We start from the raw sequence: 21,615 nt of genomic DNA on the forward strand, positions 1-21,615 counted from the left end.
GGGCATCACGCATCGATATGCGGTCCGGCCTCGCACACCCGGGTGAATTCGGCGCGCATCGTCTCGACGTAGCGCAGGACGGATTTCCGGGCGACGTCGGTGCCCGGGTAGGCGACCACCAGCTGCGTTTTGTCGTGCATGCGATTGACCCACATGCACACCGTCTCCGACAGCCGGTTGTCGCCCCACACGCCGGCGCGCAGGCCGTCGAAGTAGCCGCCGAACGGCAACTTGCGGATGTCGATGTAGGACAGCATCGGGACCGGGCGGTCGGGAACCTCGATGGGGTTCGACGACGGGTCCGTCGACTCGAGCAAGTGGTAGTACGGCACCGCGCCCAGGGCCGTGTTGCCGTCGAAAGACGCCTGGGCGGCGCTGACCACCTCCGCGAACGACGCACCGGCGGTCGGAATCGCCAACGGGACGAAACTGGCCAGCCAACCGACCGCGGTGGCGTACGCGGGCTCCCGCCTGTTGTCGAATGGAGTGAGTCCGAAATACGTTGCGGCGCCGGTTATCCGGTGTTCGGTCAGCGCGGCGCAGGCGAACACGCCACCGCTGAAACGCGCGCCCGCCGCGCGGCACACCGCTTCGAACCGGCGGCCCTGGTCGTCATCGATCAGGTCGAATACGTCGATGGCCCCCGGTGTGTCCGCATTCGACTCACCCAGTTCCAGCGGGAATTTCGGGAGCGCCCCATTGTTCGCCGCGAGAAACGCCCGCCACGACTGGATCTCGGGCGACTCCTCGTTCAGGCCCCGGGTGTACGCGTGCTGGTTCGCGCTGTATTCGCGATGGCTCGGGGCCGGCGGCAGTGGGTTTTCCGCCCTCTGCAACGCGGCGTAGTACATGGTCTGGATGTCGAGGAAGATCACCCCCGCCGACATGCCGTCGGCGCGCAGGTGGTCGACGGCGATATAGATGGTGAACCGGTCTTGGGCCTGAATGATGCCGAAGGTAAAGCAGTCCCATTGCAGCGGATCGGGCGTATCGAGAAGCAGTTTGCGGATCTGGTTCGGCGCCATCTTCCCGAGATCCGTTGGAGCCAAGGTGATGAGCTCCGGGTCGGGAATGACATAGCGAAGAATCTCATCGTTGTCGCCGAAGTCAAACCGGTCGTGGTAGGTGTCGTGTCGCCGGAGGTGACTATTCACGGCTTGGGTCATCGCGTCGATGTCGCAGGTGCCGCTGATTTCCCAGGCCCCGATGCACAACCGCGGGATGTCGCGGCCGCGACTGACCTGCCGGCGGTAATAGCGAAGATGCTGCGCCTGCTGATAACTCACCGGGGCGGGATGGTATTGAGCTTCGGCCGCGCGCCGATGGGTAGCCGCAGTGGGGTACCAGGAGACGACGGTGCCCTCGGCTGTCCAGTCCTCAACTGTGCCCAAGAACATGCGCTACCTTTCGTCCGTCAGCTGGCGACGCCGGTCCGGATGACCTTAGCGGCACCGCAGGTGATTTGCTGAGTAAGTCGGTTGCCGAAGCGGTCCGGTTCCGCAGGCCCAGCAAGTGCCTCGCGCCACGCTGCGTCGAACAATGCGCACGTTCGGTGCGGACCAGGGTGTTTTCAGCCGGTGATGCGCATATCGTCAAGCGGCGCAGACAAATGACTCGCCGACCCTTCCGCGGCGCAATCATAAAGTTCCCCTCTCGGGCCCGCAATCGCACAGGAAGTTCTGCCAACCGGTCGTGTGCTCGTGTGAGGTAGTCGACACGCGGGGTCATTTAATTCGTGCGTCGTTAACACGGAACTACGACTCGAACAAGCATTTATCTCGACGTGATGACCCAACCTGTCGATTCCCACCCACAGAGCCGGCGCAATCTTGACTAGGCCCCACGTGATGCTTGCGGACCTGCCGAAACGGCGCCTGGGTTACCATATCGTGATGCACGGCCGTATTGGAATACTGTCAGTGAAAGATTTCTTGCGCCGCTGATGCGGGCAAACAATCAAGCGATCCACCAAAAGTGCGGCGGCACTGAGCCCTACGTCGCTGCCGACGACAACTCGGGGATCAAAAATCGTGAGAACCGTGGCGCCCGCAGCAAACTGCGTGACGCGCGGGTTCAATCCTTGAGCACCCATCGAAAGGCGAGCCACGCGGGGCCGAAGCCGCGAGGGCTCAGCAGACAAAGCGCCCTCGATGATCGATGATGATCTGGACACCGCCGTTTCCCGTTTCGCGAGAGTCGCAAAGAAGGGACCTAGACGATGCCCGATGAGCTCCGCGGTCCGGCCAGACTGTTCGATGCGCTGACCACCAAGGGCACCGCCTTCACCGAAGCCGAGCGCCGGCGGCTGGGTCTCTTGGGTCTGTTGCCGACGACGGTGAAGACGCTGGAGCAGCAAGCCGCGCATTGTTGGCACGAATTCTCCACTCGGCGCGACGATCTCGACAAACACATTTATCTGCGGGCATTGCAGGACCGCAACGAGACGTTGTTCTACCGCGTATTGCGCGACCACATTCCCGAGGCGCTGCCCGTCGTCTATACACCCACCGTGGGTGAGGCCTGCCAGCGTTTCAGTGAGATCTACCGGCGGCCTCGGGGATTGTTCGTGTCCTACACCGAGGGTGATTGCCTGGACGAGGTACTGAACAACCGGCCGCAACGTGAGGTCGATGTGATCGTGGTGACCGACGGACAGCGTATCCTCGGCCTGGGCGATCAGGGGATCGGGGGCATGGGGATCCCGATCGGGAAACTGTCCCTCTACACCCTGATCGGTGGCATCGATCCCGCGCGCACGCTTCCGATCGTGCTCGACGTGGGTACCGACAACAGCGAGCTCCTCGACGATCCCCAATATCTGGGCTGGCGGCACCGGCGCATCGACGACGAGGATTACTACGCGTTCATCGACAAGTTCGTCGCCGCGGTGCGCGAGCAGTTGCCGAATGTGTTGCTGCAGTGGGAGGACTTCGCCACCACGCATGCGCTGCCGATCCTGGCCCGTTATCGCGACAAGCTGCTCACCTTCAACGACGACATCCAGGGAACGGCCGCCGTCACGCTCGGAGCGCTGCACGGCGCCGCCAAGGTCGCCGGCCGCCCGCTCTCGCAGCAACAGATCGTGATGCTCGGCGCCGGCTCGGCCGGTATCGGAGTGCTCGACATGATTCGACGGCAGATGATGAACGAAGGGCTGTCCGAACAGGCTGCCTCGCAGCGTATCTGGGTTGTCGACGTCGTCGGCCTGCTCACCGATGACCGCACCGACCTGTCCGATGCACAGCGCGGGTTCGCCCAGCCTGCCGCCCGAGTCGCGCAATGGGGTCTGTCAAGTCCCGCTCAGCTGGCCGACGTCGTCCACCACGTCGAGGTGGGCGTGCTGCTCGGCCTGTCGACCGCCGCGGGTGCCTTCACCGAGAGCATCGTGCGTGAGCTCGCCGGTAAGACCGACCGGCCGATCATCTTCCCGCTTTCCAATCCCACCAGCCGCGCCGAGGCGCGCCCAGCCGAGCTGGATCAGTGGACCGACGGGCGGGCGCTGATCGCCACCGGCTCGCCGTTCGCGCCGCTACACCGCAACGGCGTGGAACATGGTGTCGCGCAGTGTAATAACGTCTACATCTTTCCCGCGATGGGGCTCGGGGTGACGGCGGCTCAGGCGACCCGGGTCACCGACGAGATGATGCGCGTCGCGGCGCAGACCTTGGGCGAGGCTTCGCCCGCCCTCGCCGACCCCGACCAGCCGCTGCTACCGGCGTGGTCGGACGTACCGGATGTCGCCGTGCGCATCGCGCACGCCGTCGCCGTGCAGGCGGTCGCGGACGGTGTCGCCCCGACGCGCAGCGACGCAGAGCTCGCCGAACGCATCGCGCAGGTGCGTTGGCAACCCGAGTACCCCGCGACAGTCGACCCGTGACGGGTGGTGGTCATGGGCACCGGATGGCGGTGTCAGTATTTCAGTGCCCCTACCTGCACCGGTCTTGGCCAAGCGCAATGACTTTCGACGCAGAAGCAACGCCTCCTCGGCACCGGTTGACCCGGTACGGCCTCAATATCGACATCACCTTGACTTCATACATGCAGTGTGTATGTTAATACATACAGTATGTATCTGAAAGGTGGGTCTCATGAGCGCCACGCTCGACGCCATAGCGGAAGAACGCAGAATTGTTCTGGAGCTCTGCTCGCAAATGCCGGATCCGTTGTGGGCGAAGGACAGTGGTTGCTCGGGCTGGTCGGTGCAAGACCTCGTGTCGCACATGGCGTGCAGCTTCTGGCTGGCTGTCGATCCGTCGAGGCTGCCCAGTCCCGGCGATTTGCCGGCCGAACGCGCGGCCGATCTCTATGTGGAATCGCGACGCTCTATGACCCCCGAAGAGGTGGTGGCCGACTATGAATCGGTCAGTGCCCGAGGGCTCGAGGTGCTCGCTGCGATAGAGGGCCAGGACATCGACATCCCCATCGGCGACGTCGGAACCTACCCGGCGTCGGTGGTGCCGACAACCTTTGTCTTCGAATCACTCATCCACACTCGCTACGACCTCTTTGCCCCCGACGGGCCGCTGCCGGGGGACCCACCGCCCGTCGACGAGCTGCGGCTTGCCCCCACCCTCGATTGGATCGAAGCGGCACTGCCACAGCAGAATGTGCCGCTGCTCAACGACTTACACACGGGCGTGGAGGTTCGCCTCGACGGGCTGTGCGCCCGCACCCTGCACATCGGCCCGCGCGCCGAGGTCGGGGCGCGTGTCACGTCCGACTCGCAGGCCTTCGTGCGCTGGGTGACCCAGCGCGGCACCTGGGGGGAGTTGGGTGTGCAGGCGGAGGGTGACCCGTCGTCGCTTGATGTCGTTCGCCGGCTCAGGGTGTTCTGAGCCGGGTCCGAACGCGACGCCACACCGGTCGGTCGCGCGATCCCGGACCTTCATACGGTATGTATGAGAATGCCTACGGAGGCGTGAAAGGTAAGGGTCGATGGCGCAGGGTGGTCGCCGCACGCAGGCCGAACGCGCGGCTGAGACACGCGATGCGTTGATCGGTGCCGCCCGGCCGTTGTTTGCGTCAGTGGGATTCGCCGACGCGTCCCTGGAAACGATCGTCCGCAACGCTGGGGTGACACGCGGCGCCCTCTATCACCATTTCGCCGACAAGACAGAGTTATTCGCGGCGGTGTTCGAGCGCGTCGAGGGGGAGATGGCCGCCCGGATGGTCGACGCGGTCGCCGCCGCCGGACACTCCGATCCCGTCGAGATCATGCGACTCTGTTCGGGACTTTGGTTGGATGCGTGCGCCGAACCCGAGATCCAGCGCATCGTCTTGCTCGAGGCGCTGGCGGTGCTGGGATGGGAACGCTGGAGCGACATCGGCCACCGCTACAACATCGGGTTCGTGACTGGACTGCTCACCGACGCCATCGAATCCGGCAGTATTCCCCGCCAGCCCGTCGAGGTGACCGCCCTGACGATCATGGGAGCACTACGCGAGGCGACGCTCTACATCGCCCGCGCCGACGATCATCGTCGGGCCCGCGCGGAAGCCGGCGCGGTGATGGACCGACTCATCGACGCGTTGCGCGCCAACGGTTCTGGCTAGTCCGCCGCACCGCTCGCCGATAGGTGTCGTTACGCCGCGATGCTGCCGCCCCCGTCGGCTCGGATGATCTGACCGGTGATGTAGCCGGCGTCGTCGTCCAACAGTGCGCAGATCGCATGGGCGATCTCGCGGGGTGTCCCGAGGCGGCGCAGCGGAATCGTCTGCAGCATACGCGCTTCGCGCTCGGAGCCGGCCGGGCTGAGCGCGCGGTACATCTCGGTTTCGATGGGCCCGGGCGCCACGGCGTTGACCGTGATGCCGGACTGCGCGAGCTCGCCGGCCCAGATCCGGGTGCACGCTTCCAGTGCCGCCTTCGTCGCCGCGTAGGGCGTGCGCTCCGAGGTGCCCAGTGTGGTCAAGCTGGTGACGTTGACGATGCGCCCCCACTCGTTGACCAGCATGCCGGGCAGCACCGCCTGGACCACCTGCACGGCGGCGCGCACGTTCAGGTCGTACGTGACGGCCAGATCGTCCAGATTGATCGAACCGATGCGGCCGAACCGGGCGACGGCCACGTTGTTGACCACCGCGTCGATGCGCCCGTTCGCCAGCACGCGCCCGAGCGCGGCGTCGGTCTCGACCCGATCGGTGAGGTCCGCCTCGTAGAACTCGCCCGGGAAGTCGTCGGGCGCGGTGCGAGCCAGGCCGACGGGTATGTCGCCGGACCTCTTCACCCGGTCGGCGACTGCCCGGCCGATCCCCTTCGATGCCCCGGTGATCAGTACGCGCCTTGCGGTCATGGTGTCCTCCTTCAACGGCTTCGTATGATTACTGAAACGTTCTGGAATGCAAATGTTGCATAACGTTGTTGTTATGGGCGATGGCGTTGCCCTTATGGAGGATCGATGACGACGTTGGCGCAGCTCAGAACGTTCATTGCGGTGGTCGATCAGGGCGGTTTCACGGCGGCCAGCCGCCGGCTGGGGTTATCCCAGCCGGCCGTCAGCCGCACCGTCGCCACGCTGGAAAAAGAGCTGGGCCTGCCGCTGTTCGTTCGCCGCCGAGACGGGCTCTCCCTGACTGAAGCGGGTGCCATCGCGCTGACGCACGCGCGAGAGGCGGCGCGCCACCTCACGTTGATGCGCACCGAGGTCGCCGGCCTGGCGGGCGACATCACCGGGACGCTGAGCCTCGCGAGCCTGCCGTCGGCCACCGCAACGCTCGTCGCGCCCCAACTCCGGGCGTTCGCCCAGCGGCATCCGGCCGTCACCATCCGGCTGCTCGAGGGTAGTGAGCAAGAGATTCGGGATTGGCTCGACCAGGGGGCCGCCGAAGCCGGTGTGGTCAGCCTGCCCAGCAAGGGCCTTGACGTCGCCGTCCTCGGCGAACAGGACATGGTTGCGGTGGTGCCGGCCGAGCACCGGCTGGCAGCCAAGGACGTCGTCACCTACGCCGACTTGGCCAAGGAACCCTTCGTTCGTGGTACGGGCGGATGTGCGGATGTGTTCATGCCGATCGCGCGCCGCGCCGGGGTCGAATTCGACCTGGCCTTCGAAGCACGCGAGATCGCGGCGACGCTCGAGATCGTGCGCGCCGGCCTGGGAGTGAGCATCCTGCCCAGCGCCGGCCTGCCAGAACTGCCCGGCGTCGCGGTGCGTCCGCTGCTGCCCCAGACCGTGCGGCGCCTCGGCGTCGCGGTCTCCGCGAGTGCGTCCGCCCCCGCGCGCGCATTCCTCGACCAGATCGCCGCGCTGAATCTGCGCTGATTCGATTGGGCCAGCGCGGTTTTGATCCCCGACGGGACTCGTGGCTGTCGGTGACCACGTGCGCGGCGCGACGCGTTTTCAGCCGCACCGACCCGACGTGGTATCTTCGCCGACGTGACTATCGGCGTGCGCGCGTATTGGCGCTTTATCGTGGCTCCGGGTGGAGCCGGCGATGCGGCGGCCGATTGACGCACGCGCACGACTGATACCCGGAGCCCAGCAGTGACCACACGGTCGCTGCTTTTCGTTTTTCAGGGCATCGGGAACCAGCGGGCGTGCCCTGGGAGCCAGCACAGAAAGGCACACACCCTCCATGTCCATCATCAATTACGAGACGGCGACCATCGACACGTCCGACCACCGGATCGTCTCGTTCCGGGAACTGTCGGCACCGGCGGTGATTCGCACCGAACTGCCGTTGACCGCCCGGCGCGCCCAGGCCGTCCAGCGCGATCGTGACGAGATCTCGGCGATCCTGGCCGGTGGTGACGATCGGCTGTTGCTGGTGGTCGGCCCGTGCTCGGTGCACGACCCCGTCGCCGCGCTCGATTACGCACGCCGGCTCGCGCCGATGGCCGCCGACTACGCGGATCGGCTGAAGATCGTGATGCGCGTCTACTTCGAAAAGCCGCGGACCACCGTCGGGTGGAAGGGACTGATCAACGACCCCAACATGGATGGCAGCTTCGACGTCGAGCGGGGCATCCGCGTCGCGCGCGGGTTGTTACTCGACATCATCGACGTCGGCCTGCCGGTGGGGTGCGAATTTTTAGAGCCCACCAGTCCTCAGTACATCGCCGACGCCGTCGCGTGGGGCGCGATCGGCGCCCGCACCACCGAGTCGCAGGTGCACCGCCAGTTGGCGTCGGGCCTGTCGATGCCCGTCGGGTTCAAGAACGGCACCGATGGCAACGTTCAGGTCGCCATCGACGGGGTCAAAGCCGCTGCGGCGCAGCACAATTTCTTCGGTACCGACGACTTCGGTCGTGCGGCCGTCGTCGAGACCATGGGCAATCCCGACTGCCACGTCATCCTTCGGGGTGGCACCACCGGACCAAACTACGACGCCGCCGCGGTGGCCAGCGCCATCGAACGGCTTGGCAAGGCCGGGCTTTCCGGGCAGGTCATGATCGACTGCTCACACGCCAACTCGGCCAAAGACCATGTGCGCCAAGCCGAGGTCACCGCCGAGGTGACCGCACGCATCGCCGGGGGCGAGCGCGGTATCGCCGGACTGATGCTGGAAAGCTTCCTGGTCGCCGGCGCCCAATCGCTCGGCGGGGAGCTGGTCTACGGCCAGTCCGTGACCGATCGGTGCATGGACTTCACCACGACCGCGGGGCTGTTGGCTGACCTCTACGCGGCGATGGGCTGACCGCGGGCCACGGGGGCTGGGCCCGCGTCACCGAGGGGCGGGCGCCTGTCGCGACGAAACCTGGCCGGCGATCGCCTTCTTGTCGATCTTGCCGATCGGGGTGGTGGGCAGGGACGTCATCGCCACCAAGACGTCGGGGCGGGCGTGCGCGGCCACACCGCGCTCGTCGAGGTAGCCGTTCAATTCCGCCAGCGACAGTTCAGGGCCGTCGAAAACCACGGCCGCACAGATCTTCTCGCCCAGGTAAGGGTCGGGCAGCGCGACGGCGGCGGCCGAGAAGATCGTCGGATGGCTGTGCAGCTGCTCCTCCAGGTCCGCCGCCGAAATGGTCTCTCCGCCACGGCAAATCACGTCCTTGACCCGACCGGTCACCACCAGATAGCCGTCGTTGCGCAGCCGCACCACGTCACCGCTGCGGAAGAACCCTTGCGCGTCGAAGCTGCGTTCGTTGTCGCGCTCGGCCCGAAAGTAGCCGTTGAACGTGTACGGTCCGCGGACCAGTAGTTCGCCCTCCTCGCCCGGCGGCACCGGGTTGCCCTCCGCATCGACGACGCGCAGTTCGTCGGCCGGACACAATGGCCGGCCCTGGGTGTGTTCGGTGAGTTCCGGGGGATCGTCGAGCCGGGTGTAGTTCAGCAGCCCCTCGGCCATCCCGAACACCTGCTGCAGGCCCGGGGTCAATGCGCTGCGCACCAAGCGGGCATCTTCGGCTTCCAGCTTGGCGCCGCCAACCTGCAAGAGCCGCAGCGTCTTTGGTGTCACGGGTTCCCAGTCGCAAGCTTGCGCCCACAACTTGGCCAACGCCGGCACCAGGGCGGTCACCGTGACGCGGTGGCGTTCGATGGCGGCAAAGGCCGCCTCGGGGCTGGGGTCGGTGCCGAAAACGGTGGTGGCGCCGACCGTCATCGCACCGAGCAGACCCGGACAGGCAAGCGGGAAGTTGTGCCCGGCGGACAGCACCGCCAAATACACGTCGTCGCGGGTGAGCCCGCAGAGTGCGGCGCTGGCCTTCGCGTTGAAGACATAGTCGTCATGGGTGCGGGGGATGAGCTTGGGCGTGCCGGTGGTGCCGCCCGAAACCAACAGCAGCGCAGGCGATCCCGGATCGGGTGCCGGTGGCCGCGCGCCGGTGGTCGTCCCATCGCGCAGTTGGGTCCACGAGGTGAACGGTCCCGGGTCGCCGTCGACGATGACGTGCCTGAGCGCGCCGTGCCGCTCGACGAGGCGCTGCGCCATGGTCCGGTAGTCGAATCCGCCTGCGGTGTCGGCGATCAGCAACCCGGTGGCCTCGCTGACCGTGGCGAAATGTCCCAGTTCGGTGGCCCGGTGACCGGGCAGGCACATCACCGGTATCGCCCCGGCCCGCAGCAGCCCGAACAGCGCCACCGCGAACTGACAGCCGTTCGGCAATTGCAGCAACACCCGATCGCCCGGCGCGATACCCGCGCCGCACAGTCCATCGGCCGCGCGGTTAGCCTGGTCGTCCAGGTCCGCATAACTGAGGCCGGTGTCGCTCATGGCGTCGATGACGGCGACTCGGTCGGGCCATTGCTGGGCCGCGTCGGTCAGGATCGTGTCCAGGGGCCGCCCCGCCCAGTAGCCGGCCGCCCGATAGGCGGCGCTCCGATCGGCGGGGAAGGGCACGAACCCGTCGAGGACTCCGGCCGGCGGCTGCGGTGTGTTCGGGCTCATGGCTCCTTCAGCGGGGGCTTCGGACGGGGCTAGTAGCGGGGACGCAGGGAGTAAGGATAGGGTAACCAAAAAATTAGGGCAGCCTGTGCTAATTCAGGGAGGGTCTGTGGTGCACGCCTCGGCACGCTCGGAGGACATCCGGGCGGAGGTGGCCGAACTGCTCGGCGTCGACGTCGATGCAGTTCAGCCGGGTGACAACCTCATCAGCCAGGGCCTGGACTCGATCCGGATCATGACGTTGGCCGGCCGGTGGCGCCGCCGGGGCGTCGCCATCGACTTCGCCGCCCTGGCCGAGCAGCCGACGATCGACGCCTGGGCCCGGCTGGTCGCCGCCGACGGGCACGGCGCCGACCGGCGGACCGTTCCCGCCGAGACGGACCGGAGCGCTGAGCCGTCGGCCGAGGACGAGCCGTTTGCCCTGGCCCCGATGCAGCACGCGATGTGGGTGGGCCGCCAGGACCACCAGCAGCTCGGTGGTGTCGCCGGGCACCTCTACGTCGAATTCGACGGTGGCCCGATCGATCCGGAGCGGCTGCGCGCGGCGGCCACCGCGCTGGCACGTCGCCATCCGATGCTGCGGGTGCGGTTCCTGCCCGACGGCACGCAACACATCCCCCCGGCCGACCAGAGCGGCGCCTTCCCGGTGGAGGTCGAGGACCTGCGCCAGCTGAGCACCGACGAGGTCGAGCGGCGGCTCGCCGACATCCGCGACGCGAAATCACACCAGCAGCTCGACGGCGCGGTGTTCGAACTGGCGGTGACGCTGTTGCCGTGCGGGCGGTCCCGGCTGCATGTCGATTTGGACATGCAGGCCGCCGACGCGATGAGCTATCGGACCCTGATGGGCGACCTGGCGGCCCTCTACGGCGGCCGCGACCTCCCCGAGCTGAGCTACACCTATCGGCAGTACCGCCAAGCCATCGAGGCCGAAGAGGCCCAGCCGCAACCGGCCCGCGACGCCGACCGGGACTGGTGGGCGCAGCGTCTGCCGGAGCTGCCCGACCCGCCGGCGTTGCCGTCCATCGGTGGCCGCGGCTCGAAGCAGAGCACGCGGCGCTGGCACTGGCTGGACCCGCAAACCCGCGATGCGCTGTTCGCCCGCGCTCAGGCGCGCGGCATCACCCCGGCCATGGCCCTGGCCGCGGGATTCGCCAATACCCTGGCGCGCTGGTCGACCACGTCGCGCTTTTTGCTGAACGTCCCACTGTTCGGGCGGCAGCCCCTGCACCCCGACGTCGACTCGTTGGTCGGTGACTTCACCTCCTCGCTGCTGCTCGACGTCGATCTCGCCGGCGCCCACACCGCGGCGGCGCGGGCCCAGGCCGTGCAGGGCGCGATGCGCACGGCCGCCGCCCATTCCGCCTATCCGGGACTGTCGGTGCTGCGCGACCTCAGCCGTCATCGCCGCACTCAGGTGCTCGCCCCGGTGGTATTCACCAGCGCGCTGGGACTCGGCGAACTGTTCAGCCGCGAGGTGACGGACCGATTCGGCACACCGGGATGGATCATCTCCCAGGGGCCGCAGGTGCTGCTGGACGCGCAGGTCACCGAATTCGACGGCGGCGTCCTGGTGAATTGGGATGTGCGCGAAGGCATGTTCCCCCCGGGCGTCATCGACGCCATGTTCGCCTACCACATCGACGAGCTGCTGCGGCTGGCCTGCGCCGACGACGCGTGGGAGGCGCCGGGCCCGCCGGCACTGCCCCAGGCGCAGCGCGCGGTGCGCGAGGCGGCCAACGCCCGCACCGCGGAACCCAGCGGAGAAGCCTTGCACGACGGGTTCTTCCGGCAGGCCGAGCGGCAGCCCGACGCCCCGGCGGTGTTCGCCAGCACCGGTGACCTCAGCTATGCACAACTGCGCGACCAGGCGCTGGCGGTGGCCGCGGCGCTGCGCGCCGCCGGGGTGGCCACCGGCGAGACCATCGCGATCATGGGGCCCAAAACCGCCGAGCAGATTCCGGCCTTGCTGGGCATCCTGTCCGTCGGTGCCGTCTACCTGCCGATCGGCGCCGACCAGCCGCGCGATCGCGCCGAGCGCATCCTCGAAACCGGTGCGGTGAGGCTGGCCCTCGTCTGCGGCGGACGACCGCTGTCCGTGCCGGTGCCAGAACTGGTGCTGGCCGATATCCTTCGCGACGCCCCTGCGAGCGCCGAGATTACTTCAGCGAGAATCGATCCCGCCGCGCTCGCCTACGTGTTGTTCACGTCGGGCTCCACCGGCGAGCCCAAGGGCGTCGAGGTCACCCACGACGCGGCGATGAACACCGTGGAATTCATCGCCCGCCACTTCGAGATCGGCCCCGCGGATCGATGCCTGGCGCTGTCGACCCTGGAGGGCGACATCTCGGTGATGGACGTCTTCGTCACCCTGCGCACGGGCGGTTCCCTCGTGGTGGTCGACGAAGCGCAGCGACGCGATCCCGACGCCTGGGCCCGGCTCATCGAGACTCACCAGATCACCGTGCTGCACTTCATGCCCGGCTGGCTGGAGATGCTCGTCGAAGTCGGCCGCGGGCGGCTGTCCTCGGTGCGGGTGATCCCGACCGGCGGCGACTGGGTGCGGCCCGAGGTGGTGCGCCGCTTCCACGCCGAAGCGCCCGACCTGCGCTTCGCCGGCCTCGGCGGTGCGACCGAAACCCCGGTGCACAACAGCATTTTCGAGGTGACCGAAGCGATTCCGGAGGATTGGACGGCCTTGCCGTTCGGCGTCCCGCTTCCCAATAACGCCTGCCGTGTCGTCGATGACACCGGGGCCGACTGCCCGGACTGGGTGCCCGGCGAATACTGGGTGTCCGGACGCGGCATCGCGCGCGGCTACCGTGGGCGTCCCGATCTCACCGCCGAACGCTTCGTCGAGCACGACGGCCGAATCTGGTACCGCACCGGCGATCTGGTGCGGTACTGGCCGGACGGCACCCTCGAATTCGTGGGCCGCGCCGACCACCGGGTCAAGATCAGCGGCTATCGCGTCGAGTTGGGTGAGGTCGAGACCGCGCTGCGGCGCGTGCCCGGGGTGCGCACGGCGGTGGCCGCCCTGATCGCGGTGTCCGGCGAATCCGACGTGCTGGCCGCCCAGGTGTGCACCGACGACGCCGCCCTGACCGCCGAGCGAATCCGGCAGCGTCTCGCTGACCTCGTGCCCGCACACATGGTCCCGCGCCACATCGCGGTGGTGGAGCGGATCGGGTTCACCGACGCCGGAAAGCTCGACCGCCGGGCCGTGGCACGCGAGTTGGAAGCCGCTGTGGCGCAATCGCAGCGGCCGGGCCACCGGGCGCCGTCGACGCCATTGGAAACCGCGCTGGCACTGATCGTCGGCGAGCTGCTCGGTCGGGAACATATCGGGGTCGACGACGACTTCTTCGCCCTCGGCGGCGATTCGGTGCTCGCCACTCAGGCGGTGGCGAGAATTCGGGCCTGGCTGGATGCGCCGGACATCATGGTCGCCGACATCTTCGCCAATCGAACCGTGTCGACGCTGGCCGCGGTGCTCAGTGCCGGCGAGGACGACCCCGGCCGGCTCGACCAGGTCGCCGAGCTCTATCTGGAGGTTATCGGCATGGACGCCGAATCGGTTCTGGCGGCCTCTCAGCAACCCGCGAAATCGTAGATTGCGCAATGACATTGAATAATCTGATCACCGTGTCTGCCACGTTCCCGTCCTGGATCAAACTGACCCCGGGCCGCAACAACGGGTCGTCCACCGGAGCCACCGTGGTGTTTCCGCACGCCGGCGCGGCCGCCGCAAGCTATCGGGTGCTGGCGGCGGCGCTGGCCGCCGGCGGCGACACCTACATCGTGCAGTACCCGCAACGCGCCGACCGCCTCAGCGAGCCCGGCCACGACAGCGTGCACGACCTGGCCGCCAGCCTCTTCCAAGCGGCACCGTGGTCCAGCGTCGCGCCGCTGAAGTTGTTCGGGCACAGCATGGGTGCCGTCGTCGCCTTCGAGTTCGCCCGGGTCGCCGAGACGCACGGCACGGCCGTGCAAAAGCTGTGGGTGTCGGCCGGCCCGCCACCGTGCGTCGTCGCCGACATGCCCGAACTGCCGACCAGTGATGACGGGCTGCTGGCCGATATCGCCGATCTGGGCGGTACCGACCCCGAACTGCTTGCCGACGAAGAGTTCTCCGAACTGCTGACCACCGCGGTGCGCGCCGACTATCAGGCCTTCAACGGTTATGACCCCAGCCCCGACGTCCGCATCGGCGCCGACATTCACGTGCTGGGCGGCCATGACGACCACCGCATCGCCACCGGCGTGCTGCGGCAGTGGGAAAGGCACACCGCCGGATCCTTCGCCCTGTCGTTGTACGACGGCGGGCACTTCTACGTCTACGACCACGTCGAAGCGATCGCCGCGCAGGTGAATGCCGGGTGATGCCAATGTCTGACGAGGGGTTCGGCTCGGGCCGCGGCGCCGAGTATGCCGACCCGGTCGTGATCGTGGGAATGGGTGTGGAGGCACCCGGGGGCATCGAAACCGCCGAGGCCTACTGGGATCTGCTGGCCCACGGCCGTGAGGCGCTGGGCCCGTTTCCCACCGACCGCGGTTGGGCGGTGCCAGAACTGCTCGCCGGCTCGCGCCGCAACGGCTTCAAAGAGATCCATGACCGCGGCGGATTCCTCACCGGGGCAACCACCTTCGATCCGGAATTCTTCGGGATCTCGCCCCGCGAGGCCGTCGTGATGGATCCGCAGCAGCGGGTGGCGCTTCGGGTGGCCTGGCGGGCGTGCGAGAACAGCGGCATCAATCCCGACGAGCTGGCCGGTCACGATGTGGGCTGCTTCGTCGGCGCCTCGGCCACTGGGTACGGACCCGACATGGCCCAATTCTCCGAACACAGCGGTCATCTGCTCGCCGGGACCGCGCTCAGTGTGATCTCGGGTCGCATCGCCTACACGCTGGGATTGGCCGGGCCGGCGCTGACCTTGGATTCCTCGTGCGCGTCGGCGCTGGTGGCCTTCCACGTCGCGGTGCGTTCACTGCAGAACGACGACTGCGATCTGGCGATCGCGGGCGGGGTCAACGTGCTGGGCTCACCGGGCTTTTTCGTCGAGTTCTCCAAGCAACACGCGCTCTCCGACGACGGATACTGCCGCCCCTACAGCGCGCAGGCCAGCGGGACCGTGTGGGCCGAGGGCGCGGCGATGTTTGTGCTGCAACGCAAATCGGCCGCCCTGCGTGCCGGCCGGCGGATCGTCGCCGAGGTGCGCGCCACCGCCATGAATCAGGACGGGCGCAGCGCCGGTCTGAGCGCGCCCAGCGGCGAGGCCCAGGTCCGGCTGTTCCAGCGGGCCATCAGCCAGGCCGGGGTCAAGCCCGCCGAGGTGGGGATGATCGAGGGGCACGGCACGGGGACCCGCCTGGGCGACCGAACCGAGCTGCGCTCGCTGGCCCAGACCTACGGCGACACCGAGCCCGGCGCCGGAGCATTGCTGGGTTCGGTCAAATCCAACGTCGGTCACTCGTTGGCCGCCGCCGGCGCGCTGGGTCTGGCCAAGGTGCTGGTCTCCGCCGAGCACGGCGCCGTCCCACCCACCCTGCACGCCGGCGACGCCAGCCCCGAAATCGAATGGGACAAGCAAGGACTGCGGTTGGCCCAGACCTTGACACCGTGGCCGGCCGTCGACGGGCAGCGCACCGCCGCGGCGTCCGCGTTCGGCATCGCCGGCACCAACGCGCACCTGATCGTCTCCGTCCCCGAGGTTGCATGATGCTCACCCACGGCCTGCCGGACGGGCGTATCCCGGTGCTGCTGAGCGCCCACGATCCAGAGCTGATCCGCCGCGACGCCGCCGCGATCGCCGATTACCTTGGCCGCGTCCCGGACTCGGCGGATCTGACCGCCGCGGTCGCTTCCACCCTGCTGAGGTTGCGGAGGTTGCGACGGCACCGCGCGGTGGTGCGCGCGGCAGGCAGCACCGAGCTCGTCGCGGGTCTGTCCGCGATCGCCAACGGCGAGGAGCACGAGCTGGTCTCGTACTCCGCGAGGACGACACCGCCGCGGGTCGCGTTCGTGTTTCCCGGCCAGGGCAATCAATGGCAGGCGATGGGGGCCGGCGCCTACCAACGGTTACCGGCCTACCGCGAGGCCGCCGACCGGTGCGCGCAGGCATTCGCTTCCGCCGGATTCGCTTCTCCGCTGCCGTATCTGGTGGGCGACGAACCGCGCAACTGGTCGCGCCCCGAGATCCAGGGCGCGCAGTTCACCCACGCGGTGAGCCTGGCCGAGGCATGGCGGTCCCGCGGGGTCCTGCCCGACATCACCATCGGTCACAGCCTCGGTGAGGTGGCGGCGGCCTATGTGGCGGAGGCGATAGCACTGCCCGACGCGGTCGCTTTGGTGGTTGCTCGCGCGACCGTGGTCGACCAGCTCACCGGCCACTACGCAATGGCGGTGCTGGGCACCGGGCTGGACATCGCGGAGTCGTTGCTCGCGGAAACGCCGGGCTGGTTGGAAGTTTCGGCGGTCAACGGCCCGTCGTCGACCGTGGTCGCCGGTGATCATGACGCGGTGGCCGCCGCGGTCGCACTGGCCCAACGGCGCGGCATCTTCAGCCAGCAACTGTCCGTCGACTATCCCGGACACACCAGTGCGCTCCGACCGTTGCGTTCGAGCCTGGCCGAGCTGACACCGAAGTCGACCTTCCGGGATGCCCCGGTGCGGTTCATCGGATCGACGCTGGGGACCGAGCTGGGGGAGGCGACCGACTTCTCCGGCTATTGGTATGAAAACCTTTGCGGCACCGTACGATTCGACCTGGCCGTGCAATATGCCCGCGGTTGTGGGGCCGACGCGTTCGTTGAGCTCTCGGCGCACCCGTCCTTGCTGTACCCGCTGGGCGACATCGTCGACGACGAGTCCGCCGTCATCGTCGGCTCGGGTCATCGCGACCGGTCCATCACCGATTCGCTGTCGGCGAGCATCACCGCACTCGCGGCCGCCGACCCCGGCTGCCGGTGGGCCGACGCGATCCCGACGGCCGATCTGCCCGCGCTGCGCGGCTTCCCCAACGCGCCGATGCGTGCGGTGCACCTGTGGGCGGCGCCGCAACGGGTGACCGAAGCGGCGCCGGCGCCGGCGCTCACCGTGGCCGTCGAGGACTGGCAGCCGGTCACGGCGCCCGTCACACCCGGCGCAAGCAGCCTCGACATCGCCTTCGTCGGTGCGGGCACCCTGACGCAGTGGCTGCTCGAAACCGTTGCCGCGCATGGTGCTTGCCGAGCGGTGCCACCGGACGAGGCGGAAATTCTTGTGATCGCCGCCCCGGGACTCGACCCGCTCGACCCCGCCTCCGCAATCGAGCGGATCGCAGGCCGCCCCGACGCGGGCCTACCGGACTACCCCGCACTCATCGGCCCCCGGTGCCGGACCGTCTGGTTGCTCACCGCCGGTGCCGAACACGTCGACCGCGATGACGCCAATGTGTCTCCCGCACAGGCGGCGCTGGCGGCGATGCATCGCAGCATCGGCTTCGAATTCCCGGACCAGGCATTCGGGCACCTGGACCTCGAACACCGCGATTTCGACCCCGCAACGGCACGGCTCGCCATCGACGTGCTGCTGGATGAGGTGGCCGAGGTCGCCGTGCGCGGCGCCGGATCGCCGCGACGCCACGTCCGCACGTTCCGTGCGTGCCGCCAATCGGCGACCCCGCGCCCGCTCGATACCGCCGCCTTGGACGACGTGGTGATCACCGGCGGCAGCGGAGCGATCGGCCTGCAGTACGCGCGGTATTGCCTGGAACGCGGCGCCCGGACCGTCACCCTGCTGAGCCGCCACGGTGTTGGTCCGACGGTGCTGCGCGAGCTCGTCGGCCAGTATGACGCCAAAGTCCACGCCCCCCAATGCGATATCACCGATAGGGACGCCCTGGCCGCCGTCGCCGCCGAATATGCGGGTTCGGGCGCGTCACTGCTGATCCACACCGCGGGCATCGCGCGGGCCCTTTCACGATCGGATCTCAGCGGCGCTGACGTTGCGGCGGTGTGCGCGGCCAAAGTCCGCGGACTGGCCTTGCTGGCCGACGTGTGGCCGCTGCGCCCGGACTGCCGGATCCTGGCCTGCTCGTCGGTATTCGGGGTCTGGGGCGGGCACCACCACGCGGCCTACGCGGCATCCAACCGGATGCTCGACGTGTTGGCCGCCCAGTTGCGCGCCGCCGGCCGCGACTGCACGGCGATCCGCTGGGGCCTGTGGCAGGGCGCCGGGGTCGTGGTGGGCACCGAGATCACGCGCACCGAGCGTTCCGGTCTGGTGGCGATGGACCCGCAGCGGGCGATCGAGGCCAGCCTGTACGGCTACGACGGCGATCCGCTGATCTTCGACGCCGACTTCGAGCGGCTTCAGGTTTTCTTCGAAAGCCAGGGCATGCCAATGCCGTTCAGCGATGCACGCACCGGCGAGGGCGAGGAAACCGACACCTCGACTGAGAAGCCGCTCGCCGACATCGTGCGGGCCGAACTGGCGGCGACGCTTCACCTGGGTGATTCGCTGTCGATCGACCCGGGCGCCTCGCTGATCGACCTGGGTGTGGACTCCTTGCTCGCACTCGATTTACGCAAACGGCTGCGCCGGACGGTGGGGAACTCGGTTCCGGTGTCCCGCATGCTCGGCGGCATCACGGTGACCGAGCTGATCGACGCGCTGCGTGCCGACCCGACCGGCGCGCCCGCGGCGAAGCCGTCATTCGAGCGCGCCGGCGCCGCCAACGGTGCGCACCACTCAACGCTCGCGATGCTAGAAAGGTTGGACTCCTAGCGTGACTAACACCACCGGCGTCAGCACCCGGCTCGACGACGAACGCCTGGAACTGCTGCGCCGCAAGCTGACCGAACGCGGCCTGGCCAGGACGGCGGGCGCGGCGCCCGCGTCGGCCGACGACGGGCCACGCATGTCGGTCGGCCAGCACCGGATGTGGTTCGTGCAGTCAGTCGATCCTGACAGCGCGCTGCTTAACATCTGCGTCTCCTACCGCCTGTCCGGCACCGTCGACATCGCACAGCTGCATCGTGCGGTCGACGCCGTCGCCGCGCGACACCCGGTGCTGCACACGACGTATGCCAGCGACGCCGAGGGCGATCCGCATCCGGTGATTCGCGAGGACCTGCGGCCCGAGTGGGCCGAACACGACCTGGCCGGGTTGACCGACCAGGCGCGCCGGCTGCGGCTGGACGTGTTGGCGCAGCGCGACTTTCGCCGCCCATTCGACCTGAGCAAGGATTCGCCGCTGCGGGTCACGGTGGCGCGGCTGGCCGACGACGAGCTGATGCTGCTGATCACCGCGCATCACATCGCCTGGGACGACGGCTCGTGGGCACCGTTCTTCGCGGATCTGACTCGCGCCTACACCGACCCCGACGCCTTCGGCGATGCGCAGGTCCGCCCAGGCATTTCGGGGGATGCGGCCGCCGTTCGTCAGGCGGATCTGGACTACTGGCGCCCGCTGATGGCCGACCTGCCGGAGCCACTCGAGCTTCCCGGGCCCAACGGTTCGGTCGTGCCCACGACCTGGCGCGCGCAGCGCGCGGTCGCGCAATTGTCGCCCGACACCGTCGACCGGGCCGCGGCGTTGGCCCGCGACACGGGTGCCACCCCGTACATGGTGTTGATGGCGGCCTTCGCCGCCCTGGTGCACCGCTATACCCAGTCGACCGACTTCCTGGTGGCCGCCCCGGTGCTCAACCGCGGCGTGGGCACCGAGGATGTCATCGGCTACCACGGCAACACGGTGGTGATCCGGCTGCGCCCGCAGCCGCACCAGACGTTCCGTGAGCTGCTGAGCCAGACCCGTGACGGCGCGGTGGGCGCCTTCGCTCATTCGCGCGCCGACCTGGATTGGCTGGTCCGCGAGTCGAATCCCGATCGCCGGCATGGCGCCGACCGGATGACCCGGGTGAGCTTCGGGCAGCGGGAGCCCGATGGCCGCGGCTTCTGCCCGCCGGGCGTGCGTTGCGAACGCGGCGAATTGCGCGGCCATTTCAACCAATTGCCGTTGAGCCTGATGGTCGAGCTGGACCGGACACCCGACGGCGCCGGCGGTGGCGTGATCGAGGCGGAATACCTCGTCGAGGTGATGGACCAGCAGTTGGTCGAGCAATTGCTGCGCCACTACGCCGCCCTGCTGGATGGCGTGCTGTCCGACCCCGACGTGAAGCTGTCGGCGTGCGCGCTGATGGGCGCAGAAGACGCCGAGTGGCTGCGCGCGGTGTCGACCGGCGAGGAGTTCGTCACACCGGCCAGCACGTTGCCCGAGCTGGTCAGCCGCCGGGCGGGTCTGACGCCGGATGCCGTTGCGGTCGTCTACGAGGGGCGTGCTTACTCCTACCGGGAGATCGACGAAGAGTCGAACCGGTTGGCGCACTGGCTGATCGAGCAGGGGATCGGCACCGAAGACCGCGTCGCGGTGCTGCTGGACAAGTCGCCCGAATTGGTCATCACCGCGCTCGGGGTGCTCAAGGCGGGCGGGGTTTATCTGCCGGTGGATCCCACCTATCCGGAGGACCGGCTGAGCTTCATTCTCGACGACGCGGACGCCAAACTGGTGCTGCGCGAGCCGGTTTCCGACGCCGCACGCTATCCGGGCACCGCGCCCACGAAGTTGATCCGGCCGCTGAGCCCGCAAAACACCGCCTACCTGATCTACACCTCGGGCTCCACCGGGCTGCCCAAGGGTGTGCCGGTGCCGCACGCGCCCATCGCCGAGTACTTCGTCTGGTTCGGCGACGAATACCGCATCGACGACACCGACCGGCTGCTGCAGGTCGCCTCGCCCAGCTTCGACGTGTCGATGGGCGAGATCTTCGGCACGTTGATCATGGGGGCCCGCTTGGTGATTCCGCGGCCCGACGGGCTGCGCGACATCGGCTATCTCACCGATCACGCCGACGGGAACTGGCTGCAGGGCATTGTCGAGCAGATATACCTGAGTGTTGATCTTGGGTCGGCCGATCGGCACCACCCGGGTGCCCTGGGTGCCTTCCACCGGGTAGCTGGTGCAGTTCACCACGGTCTCGGTCGGCCCGTAGAAGTTGTACAGCGACGCGTCGAAGGTGGCGTGGAACTTGTCGGCGATCTCACCGGGCAGGGCCTCGCCGCCGATCGGCACGCGCCGCAGCGTCCGCCACTGGCTGACGCCCGGCAGGGACAGGAAGAGCCCCAGCAACGACGGCACGAAGTGCATGGAGGTGATGCCTTCGCGGGCCAAAAGATCGGTGAGATAGCCGATGTCGCGCAGCCCGTCGGGCCGCGGAATCACCAAGCGGGCCCCCATGATCAACGTGCCG

The 21,615-nt window shown here is 68.2% G+C and carries 12 protein-coding genes and 2 pseudogenes; 10 read left to right on the forward strand and 4 right to left on the reverse strand.

Features of this window, described 5'->3' with window-relative positions:
• Nucleotides 1–5: 5 nt before the first annotated feature.
• Nucleotides 6–1,397, reverse strand: coding sequence for a condensation domain-containing protein (locus A9W96_RS11385; RefSeq protein WP_067139832.1), 1,392 nt, complete (start codon nucleotides 1,395–1,397; stop codon nucleotides 6–8).
• Nucleotides 1,398–2,218: 821 nt separating this feature from the next.
• Between A9W96_RS11385 and A9W96_RS11390 the strand changes: the two genes are divergently transcribed.
• From A9W96_RS11390 to A9W96_RS11400, 3 genes are all read left to right on the forward strand, one after another.
• Nucleotides 2,219–3,877 (forward strand): NAD-dependent malic enzyme, encoded by a 1,659-nt coding sequence (locus tag A9W96_RS11390; protein ID WP_067139835.1) that lies wholly within the window; start codon nucleotides 2,219–2,221, stop codon nucleotides 3,875–3,877.
• 211 nt (nucleotides 3,878–4,088) lie between these two features.
• A complete protein-coding gene (locus tag A9W96_RS11395) occupies nucleotides 4,089–4,835 on the forward strand; it encodes a maleylpyruvate isomerase family mycothiol-dependent enzyme (protein WP_082972134.1) in 747 nt (248 codons plus the stop codon).
• Nucleotides 4,836–4,935: 100 nt separating this feature from the next.
• Nucleotides 4,936–5,553, forward strand: coding sequence for a TetR/AcrR family transcriptional regulator (locus A9W96_RS11400; RefSeq protein WP_066867806.1), 618 nt, complete (start codon nucleotides 4,936–4,938; stop codon nucleotides 5,551–5,553).
• Between the two features lie 29 nt (nucleotides 5,554–5,582).
• On the opposite strand, the gene A9W96_RS11405 is transcribed toward A9W96_RS11400, so the two are convergent.
• On the reverse strand, nucleotides 5,583–6,293 hold the full coding sequence (locus tag A9W96_RS11405) for an SDR family oxidoreductase (RefSeq protein ID WP_066878427.1): 711 nt from the start codon (nucleotides 6,291–6,293) through the stop codon (nucleotides 5,583–5,585).
• A 105-nt stretch (nucleotides 6,294–6,398) separates the two neighbouring features.
• On the opposite strand from A9W96_RS11405, the gene A9W96_RS11410 reads away from it, so the two are divergent.
• The gene (locus tag A9W96_RS11410; RefSeq protein ID WP_067024315.1) at nucleotides 6,399–7,259 is read left to right on the forward strand and encodes a LysR family transcriptional regulator; all 861 of its coding nucleotides are present in this window, start codon (nucleotides 6,399–6,401) and stop codon (nucleotides 7,257–7,259) included.
• Nucleotides 7,260–7,572: 313 nt separating this feature from the next.
• On the forward strand, nucleotides 7,573–8,634 hold the full coding sequence (locus A9W96_RS11415; protein ID WP_066867800.1) for a 3-deoxy-7-phosphoheptulonate synthase: 1,062 nt from the start codon (nucleotides 7,573–7,575) through the stop codon (nucleotides 8,632–8,634).
• A gap of 27 nt (nucleotides 8,635–8,661) precedes the next feature.
• Here A9W96_RS11415 and A9W96_RS11420 read toward each other — a convergent pair whose 3' ends face one another.
• Entirely contained in the window at nucleotides 8,662–10,326 is a 1,665-nt protein-coding gene (locus A9W96_RS11420; RefSeq protein ID WP_067139841.1) for a (2,3-dihydroxybenzoyl)adenylate synthase, read from the reverse strand.
• 106 nt (nucleotides 10,327–10,432) lie between these two features.
• Between A9W96_RS11420 and A9W96_RS11425 the strand changes: the two genes are divergently transcribed.
• From A9W96_RS11425 to A9W96_RS11445, 5 genes and pseudogenes are all read left to right on the forward strand, one after another.
• A complete protein-coding gene (locus A9W96_RS11425; protein WP_067139844.1) occupies nucleotides 10,433–13,936 on the forward strand; it encodes a non-ribosomal peptide synthetase in 3,504 nt (1,167 codons plus the stop codon).
• A gap of 8 nt (nucleotides 13,937–13,944) precedes the next feature.
• Entirely contained in the window at nucleotides 13,945–14,706 is a 762-nt protein-coding gene (locus A9W96_RS11430) for a thioesterase II family protein (RefSeq protein ID WP_066867791.1), read from the forward strand.
• Nucleotides 14,703–16,043, forward strand: coding sequence for a polyketide synthase (locus A9W96_RS11435; protein WP_369830828.1), 1,341 nt, complete (start codon nucleotides 14,703–14,705; stop codon nucleotides 16,041–16,043). Before A9W96_RS11430 ends, A9W96_RS11435 begins: the two co-directional genes overlap by 4 nt.
• A complete protein-coding gene (mbtD, locus tag A9W96_RS11440) occupies nucleotides 16,043–19,090 on the forward strand; it encodes a mycobactin polyketide synthase MbtD (RefSeq protein WP_067139856.1) in 3,048 nt (1,015 codons plus the stop codon). Before A9W96_RS11435 ends, mbtD begins: the two co-directional genes overlap by 1 nt.
• Nucleotide 19,091: 1 nt before the next feature.
• Nucleotides 19,092–21,209: pseudogene (locus tag A9W96_RS11445) on the forward strand (AMP-binding protein); the annotation flags it as partial.
• A gap of 48 nt (nucleotides 21,210–21,257) precedes the next feature.
• On the opposite strand, the pseudogene A9W96_RS30380 reads toward A9W96_RS11445, so the two are convergent.
• A pseudogene (locus A9W96_RS30380) lies at nucleotides 21,258–21,602 on the reverse strand (AMP-binding protein); the annotation flags it as partial.
• Nucleotides 21,603–21,615 lie beyond the last annotated feature (13 nt).

Origin of the sequence: Mycobacterium sp. 1245852.3 (genome assembly GCF_001669335.1) — a bacterium.
Lineage (GTDB): Bacteria > Actinomycetota > Actinomycetes > Mycobacteriales > Mycobacteriaceae > Mycobacterium > Mycobacterium europaeum_A.

Coding starts and splice junctions, on each gene's coding strand:
- A9W96_RS11385 (WP_067139832.1), bottom strand. CDS start 1,397: ATGTTCTTGGGCACAGTTGAGGACTGGACAGCCGAGGGCACCGTCGTC.
- A9W96_RS11390 (WP_067139835.1), top strand. CDS start 2,219: ATGCCCGATGAGCTCCGCGGTCCGGCCAGACTGTTCGATGCGCTGACC.
- A9W96_RS11395 (WP_082972134.1), top strand. CDS start 4,089: ATGAGCGCCACGCTCGACGCCATAGCGGAAGAACGCAGAATTGTTCTG.
- A9W96_RS11400 (WP_066867806.1), top strand. CDS start 4,936: ATGGCGCAGGGTGGTCGCCGCACGCAGGCCGAACGCGCGGCTGAGACA.
- A9W96_RS11405 (WP_066878427.1), bottom strand. CDS start 6,293: ATGACCGCAAGGCGCGTACTGATCACCGGGGCATCGAAGGGGATCGGC.
- A9W96_RS11410 (WP_067024315.1), top strand. CDS start 6,399: ATGACGACGTTGGCGCAGCTCAGAACGTTCATTGCGGTGGTCGATCAG.
- A9W96_RS11415 (WP_066867800.1), top strand. CDS start 7,573: ATGTCCATCATCAATTACGAGACGGCGACCATCGACACGTCCGACCAC.
- A9W96_RS11420 (WP_067139841.1), bottom strand. CDS start 10,326: ATGAGCCCGAACACACCGCAGCCGCCGGCCGGAGTCCTCGACGGGTTC.
- A9W96_RS11430 (WP_066867791.1), top strand. CDS start 13,945: ATGACATTGAATAATCTGATCACCGTGTCTGCCACGTTCCCGTCCTGG.
- mbtD (WP_067139856.1), top strand. CDS start 16,043: ATGCTCACCCACGGCCTGCCGGACGGGCGTATCCCGGTGCTGCTGAGC.